Raw genomic sequence first — 19,138 nt, 5'->3', positions numbered from 1 at the left:
ACTTAATTATGCAAAATATCTGCTTCTATTTTACTCTACTATTATTGTCCATTTGTAATTCAGTAATTGCTCAGGAAAAAACATCAGTAGATGAATTCGATAAAGTAATAATTAGCCCTCATATTCAGGTAAGTTTCGTTGAAGGCAATGAAGAAGCAGTGACAATTGAGAACATTACCGAGCGTGAAGAAAAATTGAATATTGAAGTCAAAAACAAAACTCTTCGGGTTTACCTAGACGACGCGAAGGAATTTACCAAGAAAGAAAAGCTTACTAAAAATGGGCGGAAAATGAAAAAGCCAATCTATAAGGGAACAGTTGTTACTGCAGTTATATCATATAAAACCTTGAAGGAAATGTCCCTAAGAGGCGAAGAAAATATAGTCTGTGAAAGTCCTTTGAAAGAGAATAAATTTCGATTGAAGATATATGGGGAATCAACCGTCACGTTAAATGAAGTAGATATTAAAAGACTTCGAACTTCCATATATGGAGAAAGTATTTTAAATATAAAAGCTGGTAAAATTATGCAACAAAAAATCAGGGCTTATGGAGCTAGTACAGTGAACGCACTTGAAGCTAAAACCCAAACTAGCAAAATAACAGCTTATGGGGAATCTGATTTCTTTATTAACGCTACTGAAGAAATAAAAATCACAGCTTATGGCGAAGCTTCTCTGGAATATAAAGGAAATCCTGAGATAAAGAAGGGACTGGTTTTAGGAGGCTTAAAAATCAACAGATCTAAATAAATATGTTTGACTTCAGAGATAAGCACTAAAAAAATAAGAAATAAATAATAAAAATAAACAATGATACAACTCAACCACATTTATAAATGGGTAAAAACAGGAGGAAGAAGAATTTTCCTGCTCAACGATTTAAGCCTGAATATTAAAAAGGGAGAATTTCTTTCTGTTATGGGGCCATCTGGTTCTGGAAAATCTACGCTGCTAAATGTAATTGCTATGCTTGATGGATTTGATGAGGGCGAATACTTTTTTGAAGAGGAAGCTATTCACGATTTAAAACCGAAAAAGAGAACTGCTATCTTCAATGAAAATATCGGATTTATTTTTCAGGCTTATCATCTCCTGGACGATCTAACGGTGTATGAAAACATCGAAACCCCATTGCTTTATAAGAAAGTAAAAAGTTCTGAACGAAAGGCATTGGTAGCTGATATGCTGGACCGTTTCAATATTGTTGGTAAGAAAGATTTGTTTCCGCACCAACTTAGTGGAGGGCAGCAACAATTAGTTGGGATTGCCAGGGCACTAATCATAAAGCCAAAGCTAATCCTTGCCGATGAACCTACTGGCAATCTAAATTCCAATCAGAGTGATGACATTATGCAACTTTTTAAGGAATTAAATGAAGAAGGAGTTACTATAATCCAAGCCACGCATTCAGAAAGTAACGCAGCTTATGGGACAAGGACTATCAAGCTTTTGGATGGAAGTATTTCAAAAAAATAAAATCAGTATGTTTCAAAAATTTACTTGCCTACTATTTATTGTTTTTTCTATTTCAGGATACGCTCAGGATTCAGAATTACAATTAAACCTGGACGAAACTATCGAAGTTGCTTTGGAAAATAATCTTGATATAAAAAGTTCGGTGTTTAGAGAAAGAACTTCTGAATTACAATTTAAACAAACCCGTAATAGTAGATTGCCAGATCTTAATGCTAATTATAGCTATGGACTAAATAATGGTAGAAGTATAGATCCATTTACAAATACCTATATAGATGAAGAATTAACCTTCTCTAATGCAGGGATAGGTCTGGGAGCAATCCTTTTTAATGGTTTTCAGATTAAAAACAGGATTCAGCGTGAACGTTTGAATTTGGAAGCTGCGGAGATGGAAGTTCAGGAAGCCCGGCAGGAGATGGTTTTAAATGTTACGCTCGCTTATTTCCAGGTTTTAAATAATAAAGATTTGTTGGAACTGGCAAAAACAAGACGCCTCGCTACCGAGGATCAAGTGGAGCGTTTAAAAACACTAAATGATGAAGGGGAGGGAAGTCCGGCGAATTATACCGACATCCGAGGACAGTTAGCCAATGATAAAGCTATTATTGCCGACGCTGAAAACAATTTAAAAGCCTCAAAACTTGAACTGAAAAGGCTTTTGAATATTGAAGTAGAAATTGATGTTACACCTGAATACTTTACAACTGAACCCGTTGAATATAGGTTTTCTGCAGATGAAGTTTTTAAGGAATCTCTGAAAAATCTGGCTACATTCAAAGCCGGGGAGTTGAGAATTGAAGCTGCAAAAGAAGATGTACAGGTTTCCAGAAGTTTATATTCCCCTGAAATTTCCTTTTTTGCCCAGTTAAATACCAATTATTCCAGTCTTGCCAGGCTTTTTAATGAAACCGGAACGGCCATTGTAGAAACGGGTCAATTTGTTAATGTAGGGGAAGACAATTATTCGGTATTAGAGGAGCAAACAAATTTTATGGAAGAAAAAATCCCATACCATGATCAATTGATCAATAATTTAAATTCCAATGTGGGGTTAGCGGTTAACATTCCTATTTTTAATGGGTTTAGAGCAAGAAATACAGTGGCGCTTCAAAAAATAGCACTTGAAGAAAGGGAAGTAGAATTTGAACGAACAAAAAATGAATTCGAGCAGGCTATTGAGGAAGCTCATAACGATATGCAAACTGCCTTTAACCGCTATGGAATTTATAAAGAACAGGTAGCTGCTTATACAGAATCTTTTAGGGTTAATGAAATTCGTTTTAACAGCGGGGTTTCGAATATTGTTGATTATATCATTAGTAAAAACAACTTGGATAATGCTAAAATAAATCTAGCCAACGCGCGCTATGAATACATTTTCAGAACTAAGATCCTGGATTATTATAGGGGTTTTTCAATATGAAGTTCACGCTATTCCAGGAATATTAAATTTATTAATGCTCGATAGTTTTATTAAATATACTGAGATTATCATTTTCTAAAGAGCTAAAATGAATGGTATAGTTTCCCGGAGGTAGATTAAAACTTATCGATTTGTCAGACGGTTTTTTTAAAGTTGCTCGTACTGGAATACTTCCGCTTTTATAGATGTCATATTCAGATCTCTTATATATTTTTATGAGTACTTCTTCAGCATTTAATTCATCAAATCGATGTGGTCCAATGGTCAATTTCTAAGTTTTATTTTCCCCGACTATCCTGTCCTAAAAACTAGATTTTAGGTTATTGATCACAAAAAAATCAACTGCCTTATCTAATTTTTTAAAGGACTTTACCACGTTTTGAGGTATCAAATTCAATTCATTGTGAGTGGTTCCAACCATATCAGCCTGGTTTATGGTTAGCGGGTTGATTCCTGTAAGTTCTTTAAAATATGCGGCCATTCGCTTACCGGATTTAGTTTCTTTTTCAAGAATATGATCCAGCCCGGCATAGACAAAGATTTTTTGATTCGGATGCTCTTCCAGAATTTTTTGAAGGTTTTGAGCCTGGCCTAGTTCCCTGTTGATCTCCCGGTTTTGATTCTCATAGCCAATGATTACAAAACCCAGTTCTTTAGCCTTGCGAATTAACTGACCAAAATTGGGTTCCCTTATATAATATCCCGAACTAAAAGTAGGATACCCCCTTTCGTTTATTTTTTGATCCTGGTTTGGGAAGAGCGCTTCTAATGCCAAATGCGTATAATCATTCTTTTTTAATTTTTTCAATAATTCTATTGCGAATAGTCTGTGGTTTGGATACCAGTGATTTTCATTAAGCATCACCATCCTGGTATCCCTGGCCAATTCGGAAATTTCATCTTCTACCCTATGGAGTTGGATTTTATTTCGCATTTGTGACCCGGACAGATCAGTTCAGCAATAATATGCAGGTAGAAGCAGCTTTACCTTTACCATACAAGACAGCATTTAAGAAAACGAACAATTTTCAGCTTAAAATTTCCGAAGATCAATTACAAAATCTTTATCAGGGATTAATGAAATACGATCTTTTGGACCCTGATAAAACGTATCCACCCCACCAAACCCGTATTGTTAAATAAATATACTGAATTTAGCTTTGCTCAAAAATATTTATAATGAGTAAAGAACAAGAAATGTTTGCTTTGATTGAGGAGTATGAAAGTAGTTCTCTCAGTGGGAAGAAATTTTGTGAAATCAAGGGTTTGGTTCCGTCCACCTTTTACTATTGGAAGAAGAAAAAATACGGCCAGAACAGTAGTGCAGGATTTGTGACAATAACCCCAACAAGGTCTTCTGTGCCTATGGAAGTCGAACTTATTTTCCCCAATGGCGTTCATCTTAGAATGAAGGGTTCAGATCCAGAACTTATAGCTAAACTGCTGCAGTTGCGGCATGTATAGCCTTAACTCCTCTAACACCTATCATTTCTATTGAAAGGCTTGTGATAAAAGTGATAATTATGGGAGGAACCTAAGGAGAACATTAATATAGCTTGACTAACCGAGCAATTAATCCCAGGTCCGCAGCATTCATTTGGAGTTTGACCCCGTTGGGATAAATAAGTTCCAGCTCACCCGATGACCAATTTAATCCCCTGGTTACTTCTACAAATCCCCCGGGCTGATCTTCATCTTTCTTCTTGCGGATCCAGTAACAGAAAGTGGATGGTCTAATCCCTTTTTCTTTGCTAAAGGCTTTTGCCGAAAGGCCGCTATTACGATATTCATTAACTAAAGTGTTCATTTCTTCCTGTTTGCTCATAATAAATATTATTTTAGAGCAGCAAAGCTACCGGTCGAAAGTCAGCTAATCAAGATGCAGTTGGTGGGGTGGATACTTCCAACATATAAGCAAGCAAGAAAACGTTTCGATTAGCCACTGTTTAGAGCATCTTTGCTTTTCATAGGATATAATGTTTTGCGGAGTTTTCTATTTGAATTTTATTTTGTCAAATGCGATAGCTGGTTTTCAATATTTGGATCGGAAGGCCTTTTTGCATCGGCATCTATTAAATTTCCTGCTCTATTAATTAAGATAAATCTAGGGATTCCATTAATTCCATAATCATTTTGGAATTTTTTATCTTGGAATGCTATTAGTTGATAGCTGTCTTCTAACTTTTTATCTCTAATCATTTTTTTCCATTTCTCAATTTCACTTTTTCTATCTATAGAAATAGAAACAAAATTTACATCTGGGAATTTTTTCTGAAGGTTTTTTAGGGCTGGGATTTCAGCTATACATGGACCACACCAAGTGGCCCAGATATCAACATAAGTAATCCTGCCTTTTAAATCGTCGAGAGAAACCTCGTCACCATTGTAACTCGCTAATTTGAAATGTGGTGCAGGTCTGCCCTTCGTCAATTTGCTTAAAGAAACATATTTTTCATTAATTTCTTTTCTAAAAATATCATCTTTCACAGCTTTGGAAACAAGATTGTTTATTTTATCTATAGGATCATTTAAACTTAATCCTAAACGTAATCCAAATTTGAAAAGATCATCCTTGGTTTTTCCCTTTGGAAAATCTTGATTGACTGCGCTCAAAAAGGCCAAGGTATGGCTGCCATTATATTCAGACAGTTTTTTTCTGGCCAACCATTCGTAATAGAATTTGGTGAGTGATGGATATGACCTTGTTTGTGATTCCTGATATGCAATGGTATCATCAAACTTAAAATTTTTAATCTCATCAAAATAATTATCTGAAACTTTAAAGTTTTGATTATTAGTTAGATTTCGATGTATCTTTGGATAAAGAAATATTTTTGTATAATAATTATATTGAATTTCTTTTTTTTCAACTTCTCTAAATTTTATCGGAAGGTCTTGAATTCTTTCTTTTAGGTACTTCTTTCTTGAAGTTAAATTCTCTAAGAACTTCTTTTCAGTAAGCTTATAATCTGTACTGTCGGATAGCTCTTTTTCTAAAAGATAAGAATTAATCTCTTCGTTTTTTCCGTAAAACTTTGTTGAACTGGGAAACTTTTCAGCATCTAATTTCATCTTAAGATCTTCACCAATATTTTGATACAGTTGTATGGAAGCTTGACCATAAGATATTAGATAATAACCATCATACGGCAAATTAAGTGTATCCTTTACCCGTGAAGTATTCCTTTCTACTTTTCTTTTATACTTCATATCACCTCCGGAAATAAAAATTGTTCCTTCAACTGGGTTCTGGAGTGTTATTTCTAAATTGGTCGAAATTTCGTCTTTATTACAACTACAAAGAACTGAAATGAAGATTGATAATAGTAATTTAAAATATTTGTTCATCACCTAGGATTTTTGAATATTTCACCCAATGGTCCCGTATAAAAACAGTGCGCGCTGGTGAGTGTGATTGTCAGTTAAGAAAATCTGCTAAGCGAGCAAGGAGTTTCGACTTGAGGCCGGATTAAGCATCTTTATTTTAATATGTTGAGTTTAGACTTTTTTAACCGGAAATTATTTTAATTGCAACAATTTATCTTTGATTTGTTTATTTTCTGGATAATATTCTTTGGCAAGATATAACAGATCTTTAGCCTGTTCGGGAACCTTATGAAAATTTAAAAGCATGTCCGAATTACTAATTAACCATGGTACAGTAGGATAAAAATCATACCCTAATTTATCGGAGACCATTTTAAAATGTTTTTCAGTTAAGCTAGAAAAAGATTCTTCCTCAGCCTTTGGCAAATCATATTTTCCCTGATATTTTTTTTCTTCTTTAAATTCAAACCAGGAATAAAAAAACCTTAAAGCATCTAATTGAGTAAGAAACATACTGCTACCGTGAGTATCATTTTCATAATACTGCCATTCTAAATTAGGTCCAGTTGAGGATTCATTTACTTGATTTTTTAATTCTAATGAATGTCTGATATACCTGTTAGCACTTATAGTGTCATTTTTAATAGATTCTAAAGTACTACCGTACTTTGAAGTATTAGCTATACCTATGAATAGATTTTTATCTGATAAATTTTTACCTTTTAATGTGAATTCTGGATCGTTAAGGAATAATTCATTATCAAACCAAATACTTGCATCAATTAATACATAATTTTCAAACATATCCGAATGCCTTGACAGCGCATTCAATACTGCAACACCTCCAAATGAATGCCCAATAAATGTTCTATTTTTACTTGCTGCAGGATAACGATTTTCTATATATGTAAATAATTCATTTTTTATAAATTTTAAAAAATGGTCACCACCACCATATCTCTCAGAATTCCCCGCTGGAGTCGGAGAGTAATCATAGCCTCTTTTATTGTGGTTTTTATTAGAAATTCCAACAATTATCATTTCGGGTAGAATTTTAGTATCGTTTTTCTCAGCATATTGTCTTTGTAAGGCGACTAATTCAAGGAAATTGTACCTACCATCTAAAAGATAGAGTACAGGATATTTAACTCTCTTATATTCAGAATAACTTATACTTTCAGGAAGATAAATTAAAAGTTCTCTACTTTCATTTAGAACTTTAGAATTAATTGTATCAATATGACCAATATTTATTCCCTTTTCATAAGTTTTGTATTCTATTTTCTGTCCGTAAGTGCAAAAAATATTAAGTATAAGAATGCAAAAAAGCAATTTTTTAATAATCAGAGGTTTGTTTAGTTCCAAGCGAGCACGGACTTTCGATTCAGGAAAGGTTAAGCAGTGTTTTTTATACGTTGGCATTTCGTTGAATGATTAGATGCTATATTTGTTGATAGATTAAAAGAAACAATAACAATGCGTCCACTCATATTCATCATTATTTCGTTTTTCATGTTTTCTTGTATTCCAATAAAGATAGCTCCTAATATTGAAACAGATAAATTAGTTAAAGCAAAAAGATTCAAAAGAGACCTTCCTCGTAATTATGGATTTGTTTTTGAAGATCCAAAAGATTCTGATTGTAAGCTTCCCCTAATTAGAACTGCTTGATTGTCTAAAAATATCATTTTTCATTCTCCTGGCGGTACCGCCAGGAGAATGAGTTTTTGCGTATGCTACGGGGGCCATTTTTCCCAGTGCATTTGGTGGTCTTACATTGTTGTAATCTTCCATCCAGGTCTCGGTTTGTTCCCTTACCTGATTTAGATCTTCAAAGAGGTACTTATTGAGAACGCCTCTTCTATAGGTTCCATTGAATCTCTCTATAAAAGCATTCTGGGTTGGTTTCCCAGGTTGAATATACTGAAAGTCGATTTCTTGCATCTGGCTCCATTCTGAAGCGATTTTAGCAACAAATTCAGGACCATTATCCATTCTTATTTTTTGGGGTTTTCCCCTGCGATTAATTAAATGGTTCAATACCCAGACGACACGTTTGCTAGGCAGTGAAAAATCAATTTCTATATGCAATGCTTCTCGGTTGTAATCATCGATAACTGTTAAGCCGCGGAAGCGTCTTTTATTTTCCAGGACATCGGTCACAAAATCAATACTCCAGCTACGATTAGGAGCTATGGGAGCCTCCAGGGGTTCTTTAACTCTGGCAGGTACCCGCTTTTTCACTTTTCGTCTCAAACTCAGGCCAAGCTTTTTATAGACCCGGTAAACCCGTTTATGGTTCCAGGGCCTGCCTTCACTCCTTAATCGATCGTAAGCCATCCAAAAGCCTTCTTCGCTATGTTCTTTAGCTTTTTGTTGTAAGGCCGCTTCGATAGCAGTATCGTCCTTTGGAATTGGCCTGTAATAAAAAACGCTTTTGCTCATATTTAAAACACGGCACGCCCTGCTAATACCGTAACGCGTAAGTTCTTTGGCTATGGTTCTTTTACGGCAGGGCTTTAAAGCTTTTTTTCGATGATTTCTTTGGCCATTTGATGATCCAGGGATAGATTGGCATACATCTGCTTCAGCCTTCGGTTCTCCTTCTCAAGGTCCTTCAGGCGCTTCAGCTCTTTGCCGTTCATACCGCCATAACGTTCCCGCCACTTGTAGAATGCAGCTGTACTAATGCCATATTCACGGCTGATTTCTGCGGCCGTTTTTCCGTTATCAAACTCCTTTAAAATCTTTGCGATTTGCTGTGGTGTATATCTACTCTTCTTCATAATTACTGTTTAAAGTTATAAAATATATTATACTTTTAAACAGTTCGTTTTTAAGGGAAGCTTACAAAATGACTTGGACCTATTTTCCACCTCGACCTTCCAAACTACCAGTGTTTATGGGGACTGAAAAATACTGCATCGGAAAATAAACATGTAATTTTATTTGGTGTTATATGGTATCAAATATCGTCAAAACTATCGAAATTAAAGGGTTTAAAGAAAATTAAATTTTCCTATATTTTTTTATAAGTTACTAATTTTACACCTTTATTTACACCTCATTTACACCTTTTTAAAAAATATAACTATGAGGTGTAATTTTTTACACCTGTAAAAGTTTTTTTGTAAATTGAACAAAATATTCAATTATAAAAATAGCTTTAAAAAAGAAAAAACTGGCCACAGGAAAGTATAGCCTTTATATTGAATACTATAAAGGGTTTACGCAAAATGAAAAGGGTAAAATTAAGCATCAAAGAGAATTTGAATATCTCAAAGAATATCTTCTAATTAACCCTAGGACAGCTGCTGAAAAGAAAAATAATAATGAAACCTTATTAAGAGCAGAACAAATTTTGTCTATTCGTCAAGCAGAATATGCGCAGGGTAAATATGAAATTAAGGATAAAAGTAAAGACCGACTTCTCTTCCTTTCTTATTACGATAAACTTAAAGAGGAGCGTTACGAAAGTAAAGGAAACTATGATAACTGGGATGCCGCACAAAATCATATTGAAGCCTATTGTGGGAAGAAAAAAATAACATTTGAAGACATTGATGAAGATTTCGTAATAGGATTTAAAAAGTTTTTAAATCATAAATCAAGAACAAAATCTAATACTGCTTTATCTCAAAATTCAAAATATACTTATTATAATAAATTTAAAGCAGCATTGCGGCAGGCTTTTGAAGACGGTTATACCAGACGAAACTTTGCCACGACGGTAAAAGGTTTTGCCCAAGGTGAAACATCTCGAGAATACCTTACCCAGGAAGAATTGCAAGCTATGGCAAAAGCTCACTGTAAACATCAGGTGCTAAAAAATGCTTTTTTGTTTAGTTGCCTAACGGACTTAGGTGGAGCGATATAAACAAGCTCACCTGGGTTGAAATTAGAGACGAAGAGGAAGGTCCGCGGCTTATTTTTAAACAAAAGAAGACTTCAGGTCAGGAGTATCAATATATCTCTAACCAAGCAAGACAACTATTAGGAAAGAGGAAAAGAGAAAGTGATCTCGTTTTTAAGGGATTAAAATATGGAGCCCATTTTAATGCGGAAATACTTAGATGGTGTATGCGGGCAGGTATCACCAAGCATATAACATTTCATAGTGCCCGGCACACTCACGCAGTTTTACTATTAGAATACGGTGCTGATATCTATACCGTGTCAAAAGTTCTGGGACATAAAGAAATCAGAACTACCCAGGTGTACGCAAAAATAGTAGATAAGAAGAAGAAGGAAGCAGCCAACCTGATTCCAGAACTTGAAATGGATTATGAGTTTTGATTTATTCAAATATCTAACAACTCTTGGCTTTATCTATATTTATGGAAGACTCGTTTTACATTATGGTGAAGTTTTCTGGACCTATATGTGGGATGAGGAAATATTCTGGAAATCTAATTTAGAGAAACCAAGAATCCTCTTTCTATTAACTGGGTTGGGAGTTATGCATCTAATATCCTTCGCAAGAACAACCATACCGCCAGATAATTATACAGTCCAAATTCTTCTACTGCTTGCCTTTAGTAGCGGGTTTTATTTAGCAGTTATAACCTGGACGTAGCAATTTAGAGATAGTATCCAAGTTCAAAAAGCATTTCCAGCACTCAACAAAAATAAACCAAAAAGAGAAAATAATTTTCATCTTGAGATTTCTGAAGATCAAATACAAAAGCTATATCACGGTTTAATTAGATATGATCTTTTGAACTATGATAAAACAAGTAAGCAGGATTTAAAGAATGTACTTCTAAAAAATTGGGACGCACATAATTCAAAAATCCATTTTAATATGGATGGCCCCAGCTGTAGAGAGTTTCATGACTATTTCATCCGGACTTTTCCCAAAAATTCTTTGACGATGAAAAATTTCTTTGAAACGTCTAAGCTCGTATTAAGAGCGGATGGAAAATCCTATAAATATAATACCATTATAAGGTGCACCCCTAAAAACGATCTCATCGAAAGAGAATGAAAAGTTGAGAAGCATTTTTCAAAAACTGACTTTAAACCAGGCATCTTCAAAAGAGTTTACTGTGGGTAAATCGTTTTAAAATATTCACAAACTATAATCATTTCCTCGCTGAATTTTTCTGGGTAGGAGATCATCTCTCTTTCGTAGTATGCTTTGTGAACTTTTTTCCAATATTTAAGGGATTTATCGCCTTCGCCTTCAGTTGCTGCAAATTCTTCTGTGATTTTATTAAATGGAACCTGCTCTATCTTCAACGTTTCAATTATAGCTTTTGCATTTCCATTCCAATCCGTCACAATTTGTTGGTCCCCGGCTCTTGGCAGAGGTTTATTAATTTTTTTAAACCACCATAAAGAAGTAGCAGTAGCCCTTTTTATTCCATTAACTACCAACTCAGCACATTCATTCGCATCTTTTTCATTGTCACAGAAATAGAAAGAAACTGGAACTTCTCCTAATTTATTCTGAGGGTTTTGAGTAAGAAAGTCTTCCCATAGGGTTATTACAGATTTAAAATTTTCTCTTCCATTATTCATAGTTTCCCTATCTCGAAATTTTTTGAGTGCTTTTTAAATTTGTTTTATTCCGCTACCTGCCTACTCCAATTTTGAATAACGCTGCGCTAATAGATCTGAGTATTTTTGCTTGTATTCGCTTGATAAAAAGGAGCTTTCTAAAAGAGAAAGAGCGTTCTTTTTATTTTTAATGAATCTTTTAAATACTCCATCAATTTGCTTTTTGTTCAATTCCAGTTTCTCTCCCAGACTCACAAAATGTTTTTTTGCTAATTTTTTCTTTTTTCCTTCAAGAGTTAGTGCCAGCTCTTCACCATCTTCTGGGTTAACTATAGCAACATTAAGAAGATCATAAGCAGGGGACAAGACCCATTCTCTGGTTCGCTTTATTAAAGAAAAGTTTTTCAGATGCATATCGTTGTTTCCCGTGAGAAAACTAAATAAAGCTATTTCAAAAAAATAAAGTTTGTCAAGCAAGGTGTTGGAGGAATAAGTCCCGATAGCTTTGCCTACCTTTTCCATTGAGCTTTTATATTTATCAAAAGCCTCTAGGATCTGAAACATATCGAGCATATGAATTTTTTCATTGCTAAGTGTTCGATCTATTCGCTTTGTAATATAGGCTAACTCTCCTGATTTTAATCGTATTAAACTGGAGGGAACAGTTCTTATTCCAAAGCTTTCTGCCATACGCATTGTAAAATGTTCATTTTGCGGCATTTCAGCAAAAGCTGCAGAGGGTGGTTTTAAGATATAATTACCTCCGAGTGCTCCTACCACTGTTAACCTGTTATTTTCCGATGCTAGTGCGTTATCGATGAAGGATAAGGAAAGTTTAGGTTGTACCCCAGGAACTGCTATTCTTCTTTCTACCACATTTTTCGCCAGATCTACCATTTGATCCAGGGAATATTCTAACTGAGGCGGAATTTCAGTACCAAAGAAATTTACACTGCAATTGGTGTGAAAATCTTTCGGATCTGTTTCTCCCAATTCTTTATAACAATATAAACATCTATTCTGCATTTTCTGTGACTTTTGGGTGAACACTGACCGCACCTATACAATTTTTGCAACAGGCTAAAAGTAGTCCCATTCGGTCATTGCGGTTGATTTTCCAGTTTTTTGATGCAATATCTAGAAGCCATCCTTCTGGGATAAGACCTTCAAAAAAGGGAAAAAGCCGTTTTTCTACATAAGGTTCTTTTCTAACCGGCATCGTAAACGTGATAAATTGGTCAGAATATTTATCAACGTAATCAATTTCATATTGAAATTGATATTCTCCTTCATCGGTTTCGGTTAAAATACCTGCTAGAAGTTCCTGATAATAAATTTTTGCCTGTCTCATAAATTAAGTTTGAGAAATATCATTTTGGTCTACCGGTGCCAGTACGTGCCCAAACATCTTTAGCACCTGATTTACCTTTTCCATATTCAGGTTTTCTTTTCCTTGTTCTATTTTTCTCACAACGGTTAAAGCCACACCAGCCCTTTCGGCAAATTCTTCCTGAGTGAGTTGGTTTTCTTTTCGCTTTTGTTTTAAAAACTCTGAGAGATTCTTCATTATATGTAATTAGATATAATTATTACAAATATATATTAATTATATGTTTAAACGTATAATTTTGGTTTTATTTCTATATTTATATGCATTTGCATATAAATATAGAAATAAAACCACTGAATCAATTAGAGCTGATTTTTCATACATTAAAAAAAAGAAGTCATACAAGGTATGAATAGTATGACTTTCTTATCCTTTCCCATCTTAGGTTTGGTTCCAGAATTCAAAATACAAAAGCGCTTTTGTTCATTTTTTAACTAAAAATTTTCAAAAATGAACGAACTAAAAATTTTAGAAAAATTAGATCGTATAGAAACGATTGTTCGTGCCCACAAAACTGTATTGACCTTTGATTATACAGGTATCTCAAGAAATTATATGTATAAACTGACTGCCAGGGGAAAAATTCCTTTCTCTAAACCAAAGGGGAAACTAATCTTTTTCTCTCGGGAAAAACTCGATGATTGGCTGCTCAATAATAGTCATTCTTCTAAAGAGGAGATTAGAGGGCAAGCAGTGGAATATGCTTTCCGGAATAAAAGATTCTAAAGATCTATATGATGAAGAAAGTTGAGCTAAAATTATACCAGGTCTCGGAGCAAAAGAAGAAAACCATCTATGATTATGTAGATGAATATGTTTCTAATAAATATGATATCCGGTTTAATGAAATATCCCCGGAGTTTCAGATTTCTATTAAAGGAAAACATTCCTGGGAAGATTTTGAGGTGAATTCTTTACTTATAGAATTAGCAAAATCTAATATAGAAGTGAACCCTGGTAAGCTGGATATCTATTTACGCTCTAACCTGATTGCAAGATTTAACCCTATTGCGGAATATTTTGATAAGCTTCCGAAATGGGTAGGGGGTGACCATATTAGAAAACTCGCTTCATACCTGCCTACCCGGGAATCTGAAGAATTTCTTTATCATTTTAGAAAATGGTTAGTGTGAACGGTTAAGGGAGCATTGGAAGATTAATATTTTAATAAGCAATGCCTGGTCCTGGTTCATTCGGAGCAGAATTCAGGGAAGTCTACCTGGTGTCGGTTCTTATGTCCTCCTGAATTATCCAGGTACTTTACTGAAGATATGACTACCGATAAAGATGCCAGGATTCAACTTACAAGAAATTTCATTATCAATCTTGATGAATTATCCGTGCTAGCAAAAAAAGAATTAAATGCGCTTAAAGCATATTTTTCTAAAACGATGATCAATGAACGTTTGCCCTATGATCGCAAAAACTCAAACCTTCGAAGAACCTGTAGTTTTATAGGGTCTACCAATAGGGCAAGTTTCTTAACAGACGAGACCGGTTCAGTGAGGTGGCTATGCTTTGAACTTCTGGGAAAAATCGATTTTAACTACAGTAAGGAGGTGGAGATCGATAAGGTTTGGGCCCAGGCTTATTATTTAGCTTTTGTAGATCCAAATTTCGATCCTGAGCTTAACTACCAGGATATTCTTAAAAACGAGGAACGAAATAAACGCTATAGGGAACCGACCCTGGAAGAGGAATTACTTGCCAAGTTCTATGATTTAAGTAAAGATCAAAAATACTTTATGACTGCTTCTGATATCATTACTAAGCTGAGTTGTATAAATCCACGGCTTAACGTAATCAAATATGGGGCGCGCACTAAAATCGAGAGGTTTTGACCGAATCAAACACCCTGAAAAAGGAGTGTATGGATACCTGACAAAACCACTCTTTAAAAATAACCCCTGGGAAATTAATTAATACTAAAAACAACTTACCATCCTACCATCACCTTTTTGAACTCAATGAGCATAGGGGAGTGGAAATGGTAAGATAATTTAAGAGAACCTTACCCATCTTACCTGAAGAACTATTCCTGGTAACATGGTAAGATCAATAAACAGAAATAAATCTTTCTTAAGCCTAGTAAAATCAAGGTTGGGTAAGATGGTAACTTAAAAATTAAAAAATGAACTTAAATAACTTATCGTGTAAAAGCGCCCGTAATATTTGTCTCGTAAAAATACTAGCAAAATTAGGTCACTTTCCCACCAGGACAACGGAAAAAGAAGCTTGGTTTCTGAGTCCCCTGCGGTCAGAAACACAAGCCTCTTTTAGCGTTTCTTTAATTAAAAACTTGTGGTTTGACTTCGGCCTGGGAAAAGGAGGGAACACTATAGATCTTATTATGGCAATCAAGTCCTGTTCGGTAAGGGAAGCCCTGGAATTTCTAAACGAGGATGTTAACACTTTTTCTTTTAGCCCGCCAATTAAGAAGTTTCGACAAAAGGATACAGGCCTTAGCATTATTGATGTCCAATTAATCAATCTCGAAGCATTACTACACTACCTGAAATGCCGGAATATACCTCTGAATATTGGTAGGAAATACTGCAGACAGGTTTGGTATCGATCTAAGGGGAAACAATTTTTTGCCATTGGACTTCAGAATCATAAAGGAGGTTGGGAACTTAGAAACAAATATTTTAAAAATTCCAGTAGTCCCAAAACCTATTCCTTTATTAAAAACGATTCCAGGCAGTTGGTGATTACGGAAGGGATGTTTGATTTTCTCTCCCTGGCAGCAATGGATAAAAGCCTGGTTCAAAATTCGGATTGTATCATTTTGAATTCCCTGGCTTTTATAAAAAGAATAGAAATTTTGATTCCAGTGTATGATCGAGTTTTGCTTTACCTGGATAATGACCCGGCTGGAAAAAAAGCAACTGCTTCGCTTTTAAACCAATACGAACATATCACCGATCACAGTGATTCTTATAAAGATTATGTAGATCTCAATGAAAAATTAAAAAATGAAAAAGCCTGGAAAAAATAAGGATCAATTAGAAGGTAAAAGTAAAATAACCTGGGAGGAAGCCTTGGCTAATACCAAGAGACAATACATTATAAAGTATGGTAGAAGAGATCAAAAAGCTGAGCTGGAAAAGAAGGAGCTTAAACTATCTGTACCGACTTTGGAAGGGAATGCAAGATGTGTGCCTGTGGGCACAATCTTGATTGCTCCCGGTGGTCGCAATGAAAAAAAAGAGAGGTTTAAGGGGAAAAGTCAATGGATAAAATTCAGATGTTCTATATACGAAAAGAAGATGCTCAGGGTCAAAGCAAAACAAAGCGGACTTACTTTAAGTGAGTTTTGTAGAAAGGCTATTTATAAAAAAGGGATTAAGGAAAGGCTTTCTGATGATCATATCGAGATCTATAAAACCCTCCATAAATTCCACAACAATTTTAAATCTATTGGGAATATGTACCGGAAAAAAGATCCTAAACTGACCAGGGAGGTTTATGACCTGGCCAATTTGATTAAAGCGCATCTTGAAAAATTAAAAGGATGATCGGGAAAGGAAAAGCGATATCGCATACCCAGGCTTCGATGGCCTATGGCTGGAACCAGGAAAAAGATGCTGAAGTGGTCTATTCGCAAAATGTTACCGGGGACACACCTAAGGAAGTAACGGCAGAATTTAGACTTACCTAGGAACTAAATGAAAACTGTGAAAGGAATAAACTCGCTTTTGTATTAAGTCCTACTATAGATGATGGGAAATATTTGGAGAAGAAAGAACTATCCAGGATCTGTGATCAATTTATGAAACAAATGAACTTGAAAGACCGGCAGGCTATTGCTTTTGTTCACCGCGATAAAGCCCATAAGCATATTCACCTTTATGTGAACCGTATTGATTTTAATGGTCAGGCTTATAATGATAGCTTCATTGGAAAACGAAGCCAGCTCGCTGCAGAAAAAGTAGCAGAGAAAATGCAGCTGACTACCGTGAAACAGGTGCAGTGGGAAAAGCAACATAACCTTTCAGCTATTCGTACGGAAATCAAAAGGCGGCACGAGCTGACGATGCAGCAGTTTAAACCACGAACGTTTCAGGATTATATAAAGGGAATGGAAACGAATGGCGTGAAGGTGATTCCCTCAATCAATAAAGCGAATAAGCTGCAGGGCTTTCGGTTTGAGTTTGACAAGTATAATCTTAAAGCTAGCGAAGTACATCGCTCGATGACGGGAGGCAATATTGGGAAATCCCTGGCTTCAGGAAAGAGTATGTCTAGCTTCCTAAAGGAAAATACACAGCTCAAACTTGCCGGGAAAACGGTAGAGCTTTCTACCGGGATGGCTAAAGCGATAGCAAAACAGGTGATCAAGAAAATAATCTCTAAAGGTATGGATGCCGGGATGGGATTCTAAAAATTCGTATTATGGCAAAATTAGAACAACTTAGTGAACTGCTGGTTTCAGAAATCAGCCAGTTTGAAAAGACGGTACAACGGCTGGAGAAAATTCAGAAGGAGAAGGTCGGAATTGATAGTACAGCTTTCGAAAAGGTGCTCCTGCAACACCAGGAAAAGATGGAAGAAGGTTTTACCCAATATTCACTAGAAATGAAATCGCTCGGGGTTAAACTAAAAGAGGCTAAAGCTTACCCCGTGTGGGCATTGACCTTATTTACTGTTTCTCTCATGGCTAATGTGGTTTTGGTCTGTATGTTATTTTCTTAACCTCTTATCGAGCATAAGCCTATTCTAAAATAAAAGTACCAGCTGCGATTCTCAATTCGCGATTCGCGAATTGAATTATTACCTAAAACAAAATACTTATAGTTTTTAAAAAAAAGACGTTCGTAATCACATTATAATGTGGGTTTACGTGTATTTCTAGGTGTCAATCGAATAAATTTAAATTTCACATTAAAGTGTGAATTTAAATTCAATCAAATCCAGGATCTCGAATTATTTCGAACAACTTTCAATAAAAAATTAGGGATTAAACCAGCGAGTCGGCTCTCTTCGAACGCCGTCCGCCTGTAATTTTATCTATTAAAGATGTCCATTGTGTATTTAGTCAAAAAAAGATCAGTAACATGATACGATAGGTAAGTTAGAATTGAAATCAGAATAAACAAACACAAGGAAATCAACACCATAAAATTGTTAGATCTAAACCACTTGATATTAGAAGGGAAAGATATAATGAAAATAAAAAGGTCCTGTTTCCTAAACCTTTATAATAAAATGTATTTCTTCCCGGCTATCTAAGAAATCTAGCCCTTTTCTTTCACCGCCACTATTCGTATTCTTTTGTAATCAGCGTACCATTTGTCTTTTACCAGGCATTTGTCTTTTACTTTTTCCTGCACTTCTTCTTTAATTTCTACTACATCACCCGGAGCTACACCCGCAAAGAAATTTTCAGCAAACATCGAAATCCAGTCTTTTATACCGGTGTTTTTATCAGCAAGTTCTGTAGGCCGATCAAAATGTTCTGCTAAAAGAATCCTGAAGCCGGTGGCCTTCAATTCAGTTGTATACTCGCCAACAGAAGGGAAGTACCATAATTTTAATTCTGATTGTTTTATATAATCCCTGTTCTGTAAAGACCTTCTTAATTGGTGGATAATAGTTTGTACATTTCCTTTACCACCGAATTCAAGGACAATTTTTCCATTCTCCTTCAAATTCTCATACATGCAGTGTATGGCTGGCTTATGATTTTTTACCCAGTGCAGCGCGGCATTGGAAAATATGGCGTCGAATTTTTTATCGAAATTGAAGTTCTCAGCATCACCAACCTGAAATGTTACCGACGGAAATTTTGATTTTGCATCGGCAATCATTTCTGAAGATTTGTCAATACCAATGGTTTCTCCGGCCAGCTCACTTATTTTGTAGGTCAATTGCCCGGAACCACAACCTAAATCCAAAATCCTTTCATTCGCTTTGGGATTGAGTAAATCCAAAAGTTCCTTGCCATAATCGTATACAAAGGAATGCTTGTTATTATATAATGCCGGGTTCCATTTTGTAGTTAAAGTGCTCATATTT

Annotated in this window: 25 protein-coding genes and 1 pseudogene; 16 read left to right on the top strand and 10 right to left on the bottom strand. The window is 35.3% G+C overall.

The window, feature by feature from the left end:
- Positions 1-8 precede the first annotated feature (8 nt).
- Genes AO058_RS15975 through AO058_RS15965 form a run of 3 tightly spaced genes read left to right on the top strand, consistent with a single transcriptional unit; the run spans position 9 to position 2,901 of the window.
- Positions 9-752: a head GIN domain-containing protein gene (locus tag AO058_RS15975; protein ID WP_075327447.1), complete on the top strand. Its 744-nt coding sequence runs from the start codon at positions 9-11 to the stop codon at positions 750-752.
- Positions 753-812: 60 nt separating this feature from the next.
- The gene (locus AO058_RS15970; protein WP_075327446.1) at positions 813-1,478 is read left to right on the top strand and encodes an ABC transporter ATP-binding protein; all 666 of its coding nucleotides are present in this window, start codon (positions 813-815) and stop codon (positions 1,476-1,478) included.
- 7 nt (positions 1,479-1,485) lie between these two features.
- Positions 1,486-2,901, top strand: coding sequence for a TolC family protein (locus tag AO058_RS15965; protein WP_075328004.1), 1,416 nt, complete (start codon positions 1,486-1,488; stop codon positions 2,899-2,901).
- A 301-nt stretch (positions 2,902-3,202) separates the two neighbouring features.
- Here the strand turns inward: AO058_RS15965 and AO058_RS15955 are convergent, their stop codons facing one another.
- On the bottom strand, positions 3,203-3,835 hold the full coding sequence (locus tag AO058_RS15955; RefSeq protein ID WP_075327444.1) for a hypothetical protein: 633 nt from the start codon (positions 3,833-3,835) through the stop codon (positions 3,203-3,205).
- Between the two features lie 245 nt (positions 3,836-4,080).
- On the opposite strand from AO058_RS15955, the gene tnpA (AO058_RS15950) reads away from it, so the two are divergent.
- Positions 4,081-4,365 (top strand): IS66 family insertion sequence element accessory protein TnpA, encoded by a 285-nt coding sequence (gene tnpA, locus AO058_RS15950; RefSeq protein ID WP_075327443.1) that lies wholly within the window; start codon positions 4,081-4,083, stop codon positions 4,363-4,365.
- Between the two features lie 82 nt (positions 4,366-4,447).
- Here tnpA (AO058_RS15950) and tnpA (AO058_RS15945) read toward each other — a convergent pair whose 3' ends face one another.
- The 4 genes from tnpA (AO058_RS15945) to AO058_RS15930 form a co-directional block, all read right to left on the bottom strand.
- Positions 4,448-4,726: an IS66 family insertion sequence element accessory protein TnpA gene (gene tnpA / locus AO058_RS15945; protein WP_075327442.1), complete on the bottom strand. Its 279-nt coding sequence runs from the start codon at positions 4,724-4,726 to the stop codon at positions 4,448-4,450.
- Positions 4,727-4,905: 179 nt separating this feature from the next.
- On the bottom strand, positions 4,906-6,249 hold the full coding sequence (locus AO058_RS15940) for a TlpA family protein disulfide reductase (protein WP_075327441.1): 1,344 nt from the start codon (positions 6,247-6,249) through the stop codon (positions 4,906-4,908).
- 171 nt (positions 6,250-6,420) lie between these two features.
- The gene (locus AO058_RS15935) at positions 6,421-7,650 is read right to left on the bottom strand and encodes an alpha/beta hydrolase (RefSeq protein WP_083634202.1); all 1,230 of its coding nucleotides are present in this window, start codon (positions 7,648-7,650) and stop codon (positions 6,421-6,423) included.
- 231 nt (positions 7,651-7,881) lie between these two features.
- A protein-coding gene (locus AO058_RS15930; protein ID WP_156858154.1) for an IS3 family transposase occupies positions 7,882-9,014 on the bottom strand; the annotation gives its coding sequence in 2 pieces (ribosomal slippage) (positions 7,882-8,753 and positions 8,753-9,014; 1,134 coding nt in all).
- Positions 9,015-9,379: 365 nt separating this feature from the next.
- Here AO058_RS15930 and AO058_RS18890 point away from each other — a divergent pair.
- The 4 genes and pseudogenes from AO058_RS18890 to AO058_RS15915 all read left to right on the top strand — a co-directional run.
- A pseudogene (locus AO058_RS18890) lies at positions 9,380-9,547 on the top strand (site-specific integrase); the annotation flags it as partial.
- 42 nt (positions 9,548-9,589) lie between these two features.
- Positions 9,590-10,105, top strand: coding sequence for a phage integrase SAM-like domain-containing protein (locus AO058_RS18885; RefSeq protein ID WP_335740069.1), 516 nt, complete (start codon positions 9,590-9,592; stop codon positions 10,103-10,105).
- Positions 10,075-10,524 (top strand): site-specific integrase, encoded by a 450-nt coding sequence (locus tag AO058_RS18880; RefSeq protein WP_317040647.1) that lies wholly within the window; start codon positions 10,075-10,077, stop codon positions 10,522-10,524. Before AO058_RS18885 ends, AO058_RS18880 begins: the two co-directional genes overlap by 31 nt.
- Positions 10,514-10,804, top strand: a complete 291-nt coding sequence (locus AO058_RS15915; protein WP_075327437.1) for a hypothetical protein — start codon at positions 10,514-10,516, stop codon at positions 10,802-10,804. Before AO058_RS18880 ends, AO058_RS15915 begins: the two co-directional genes overlap by 11 nt.
- 467 nt (positions 10,805-11,271) lie before the next feature.
- Here the strand turns inward: AO058_RS15915 and AO058_RS15905 are convergent, their stop codons facing one another.
- The 4 genes from AO058_RS15905 to AO058_RS15890 all read right to left on the bottom strand — a co-directional run bounded on the left by AO058_RS15905 (position 11,272) and on the right by AO058_RS15890 (position 13,297).
- The gene (locus tag AO058_RS15905) at positions 11,272-11,751 is read right to left on the bottom strand and encodes an ASCH domain-containing protein (RefSeq protein WP_075327435.1); all 480 of its coding nucleotides are present in this window, start codon (positions 11,749-11,751) and stop codon (positions 11,272-11,274) included.
- A 60-nt stretch (positions 11,752-11,811) separates the two neighbouring features.
- Positions 11,812-12,627 (bottom strand): HipA domain-containing protein, encoded by an 816-nt coding sequence (locus tag AO058_RS15900; protein ID WP_317040646.1) that lies wholly within the window; start codon positions 12,625-12,627, stop codon positions 11,812-11,814.
- Between the two features lie 118 nt (positions 12,628-12,745).
- Positions 12,746-13,081: a HipA N-terminal domain-containing protein gene (locus AO058_RS15895; protein WP_075327433.1), complete on the bottom strand. Its 336-nt coding sequence runs from the start codon at positions 13,079-13,081 to the stop codon at positions 12,746-12,748.
- A 3-nt stretch (positions 13,082-13,084) separates the two neighbouring features.
- Positions 13,085-13,297, bottom strand: coding sequence for a type II toxin-antitoxin system Y4mF family antitoxin (locus AO058_RS15890; protein WP_037320618.1), 213 nt, complete (start codon positions 13,295-13,297; stop codon positions 13,085-13,087).
- A 273-nt stretch (positions 13,298-13,570) separates the two neighbouring features.
- Between AO058_RS15890 and AO058_RS15885 the strand changes: the two genes are divergently transcribed.
- The 8 genes from AO058_RS15885 to AO058_RS15860 all read left to right on the top strand — a co-directional run bounded on the left by AO058_RS15885 (position 13,571) and on the right by AO058_RS15860 (position 17,815).
- Positions 13,571-13,846 (top strand): helix-turn-helix domain-containing protein, encoded by a 276-nt coding sequence (locus AO058_RS15885; protein WP_075327432.1) that lies wholly within the window; start codon positions 13,571-13,573, stop codon positions 13,844-13,846.
- An 8-nt stretch (positions 13,847-13,854) separates the two neighbouring features.
- Entirely contained in the window at positions 13,855-14,253 is a 399-nt protein-coding gene (locus AO058_RS18785) for a hypothetical protein (protein WP_232228852.1), read from the top strand.
- Between the two features lie 45 nt (positions 14,254-14,298).
- Complete coding sequence (locus tag AO058_RS18780; protein ID WP_317040650.1) at positions 14,299-14,961, top strand: VapE domain-containing protein; 663 nt, start codon at positions 14,299-14,301, stop codon at positions 14,959-14,961.
- A 290-nt stretch (positions 14,962-15,251) separates the two neighbouring features.
- Entirely contained in the window at positions 15,252-16,118 is an 867-nt protein-coding gene (locus AO058_RS15875; protein ID WP_075327431.1) for a toprim domain-containing protein, read from the top strand.
- A complete protein-coding gene (gene mbpA / locus AO058_RS18775) occupies positions 16,096-16,638 on the top strand; it encodes a mobilization protein MbpA (protein WP_232228851.1) in 543 nt (180 codons plus the stop codon). The genes AO058_RS15875 and mbpA overlap by 23 nt, the downstream gene beginning before the upstream one ends.
- Entirely contained in the window at positions 16,635-16,781 is a 147-nt protein-coding gene (locus AO058_RS18770; protein ID WP_232228850.1) for a hypothetical protein, read from the top strand. The genes mbpA and AO058_RS18770 overlap by 4 nt, the downstream gene beginning before the upstream one ends.
- Before the next feature lie 54 nt (positions 16,782-16,835).
- Positions 16,836-17,504 (top strand): relaxase/mobilization nuclease domain-containing protein, encoded by a 669-nt coding sequence (locus tag AO058_RS15865; protein ID WP_442974492.1) that lies wholly within the window; start codon positions 16,836-16,838, stop codon positions 17,502-17,504.
- A gap of 11 nt (positions 17,505-17,515) precedes the next feature.
- Positions 17,516-17,815 (top strand): DUF6730 family protein, encoded by a 300-nt coding sequence (locus AO058_RS15860; protein ID WP_075327430.1) that lies wholly within the window; start codon positions 17,516-17,518, stop codon positions 17,813-17,815.
- Between the two features lie 542 nt (positions 17,816-18,357).
- Here the strand turns inward: AO058_RS15860 and AO058_RS15855 are convergent.
- Positions 18,358-19,134, bottom strand: coding sequence for a methyltransferase domain-containing protein (locus AO058_RS15855; protein WP_075327429.1), 777 nt, complete (start codon positions 19,132-19,134; stop codon positions 18,358-18,360).
- Between the last annotated feature and the right edge of the window lie 4 nt (positions 19,135-19,138).

Source organism: Salegentibacter sp. T436, from assembly GCF_001932675.1.
Taxonomy (GTDB): Bacteria; Bacteroidota; Bacteroidia; order Flavobacteriales; family Flavobacteriaceae; genus Salegentibacter; species Salegentibacter agarivorans.
The sequence above is the reverse complement of the archived record's forward strand: the minus strand, read 5'-3'. Positions and strand labels throughout refer to the sequence as shown.

What these genes read in the sequence shown, in the direction of transcription:
- AO058_RS15975 (WP_075327447.1), top strand. Translation starts at nt 9, where the DNA reads ATGCAAAATATCTGCTTCTATTTTACTCTACTATTATTGTCCATTTGT.
- AO058_RS15970 (WP_075327446.1), top strand. Translation starts at nt 813, where the DNA reads ATGATACAACTCAACCACATTTATAAATGGGTAAAAACAGGAGGAAGA.
- AO058_RS15965 (WP_075328004.1), top strand. Translation starts at nt 1,486, where the DNA reads ATGTTTCAAAAATTTACTTGCCTACTATTTATTGTTTTTTCTATTTCA.
- AO058_RS15955 (WP_075327444.1), bottom strand. Translation starts at nt 3,835, where the DNA reads ATGCGAAATAAAATCCAACTCCATAGGGTAGAAGATGAAATTTCCGAA.
- tnpA (WP_075327443.1), top strand. Translation starts at nt 4,081, where the DNA reads ATGAGTAAAGAACAAGAAATGTTTGCTTTGATTGAGGAGTATGAAAGT.
- tnpA (WP_075327442.1), bottom strand. Translation starts at nt 4,726, where the DNA reads ATGAGCAAACAGGAAGAAATGAACACTTTAGTTAATGAATATCGTAAT.
- AO058_RS15940 (WP_075327441.1), bottom strand. Translation starts at nt 6,249, where the DNA reads ATGAACAAATATTTTAAATTACTATTATCAATCTTCATTTCAGTTCTT.
- AO058_RS15935 (WP_083634202.1), bottom strand. Translation starts at nt 7,650, where the DNA reads ATGCCAACGTATAAAAAACACTGCTTAACCTTTCCTGAATCGAAAGTC.
- AO058_RS15915 (WP_075327437.1), top strand. Translation starts at nt 10,514, where the DNA reads ATGAGTTTTGATTTATTCAAATATCTAACAACTCTTGGCTTTATCTAT.
- AO058_RS15905 (WP_075327435.1), bottom strand. Translation starts at nt 11,751, where the DNA reads ATGAATAATGGAAGAGAAAATTTTAAATCTGTAATAACCCTATGGGAA.
- AO058_RS15900 (WP_317040646.1), bottom strand. Translation starts at nt 12,627, where the DNA reads ATGGTAGATCTGGCGAAAAATGTGGTAGAAAGAAGAATAGCAGTTCCT.
- AO058_RS15895 (WP_075327433.1), bottom strand. Translation starts at nt 13,081, where the DNA reads ATGAGACAGGCAAAAATTTATTATCAGGAACTTCTAGCAGGTATTTTA.
- AO058_RS15890 (WP_037320618.1), bottom strand. Translation starts at nt 13,297, where the DNA reads ATGAAGAATCTCTCAGAGTTTTTAAAACAAAAGCGAAAAGAAAACCAA.
- AO058_RS15885 (WP_075327432.1), top strand. Translation starts at nt 13,571, where the DNA reads ATGAACGAACTAAAAATTTTAGAAAAATTAGATCGTATAGAAACGATT.
- AO058_RS18785 (WP_232228852.1), top strand. Translation starts at nt 13,855, where the DNA reads ATGATGAAGAAAGTTGAGCTAAAATTATACCAGGTCTCGGAGCAAAAG.
- AO058_RS15875 (WP_075327431.1), top strand. Translation starts at nt 15,252, where the DNA reads ATGAACTTAAATAACTTATCGTGTAAAAGCGCCCGTAATATTTGTCTC.
- mbpA (WP_232228851.1), top strand. Translation starts at nt 16,096, where the DNA reads ATGAAAAAGCCTGGAAAAAATAAGGATCAATTAGAAGGTAAAAGTAAA.
- AO058_RS18770 (WP_232228850.1), top strand. Translation starts at nt 16,635, where the DNA reads ATGATCGGGAAAGGAAAAGCGATATCGCATACCCAGGCTTCGATGGCC.
- AO058_RS15860 (WP_075327430.1), top strand. Translation starts at nt 17,516, where the DNA reads ATGGCAAAATTAGAACAACTTAGTGAACTGCTGGTTTCAGAAATCAGC.
- AO058_RS15855 (WP_075327429.1), bottom strand. Translation starts at nt 19,134, where the DNA reads ATGAGCACTTTAACTACAAAATGGAACCCGGCATTATATAATAACAAG.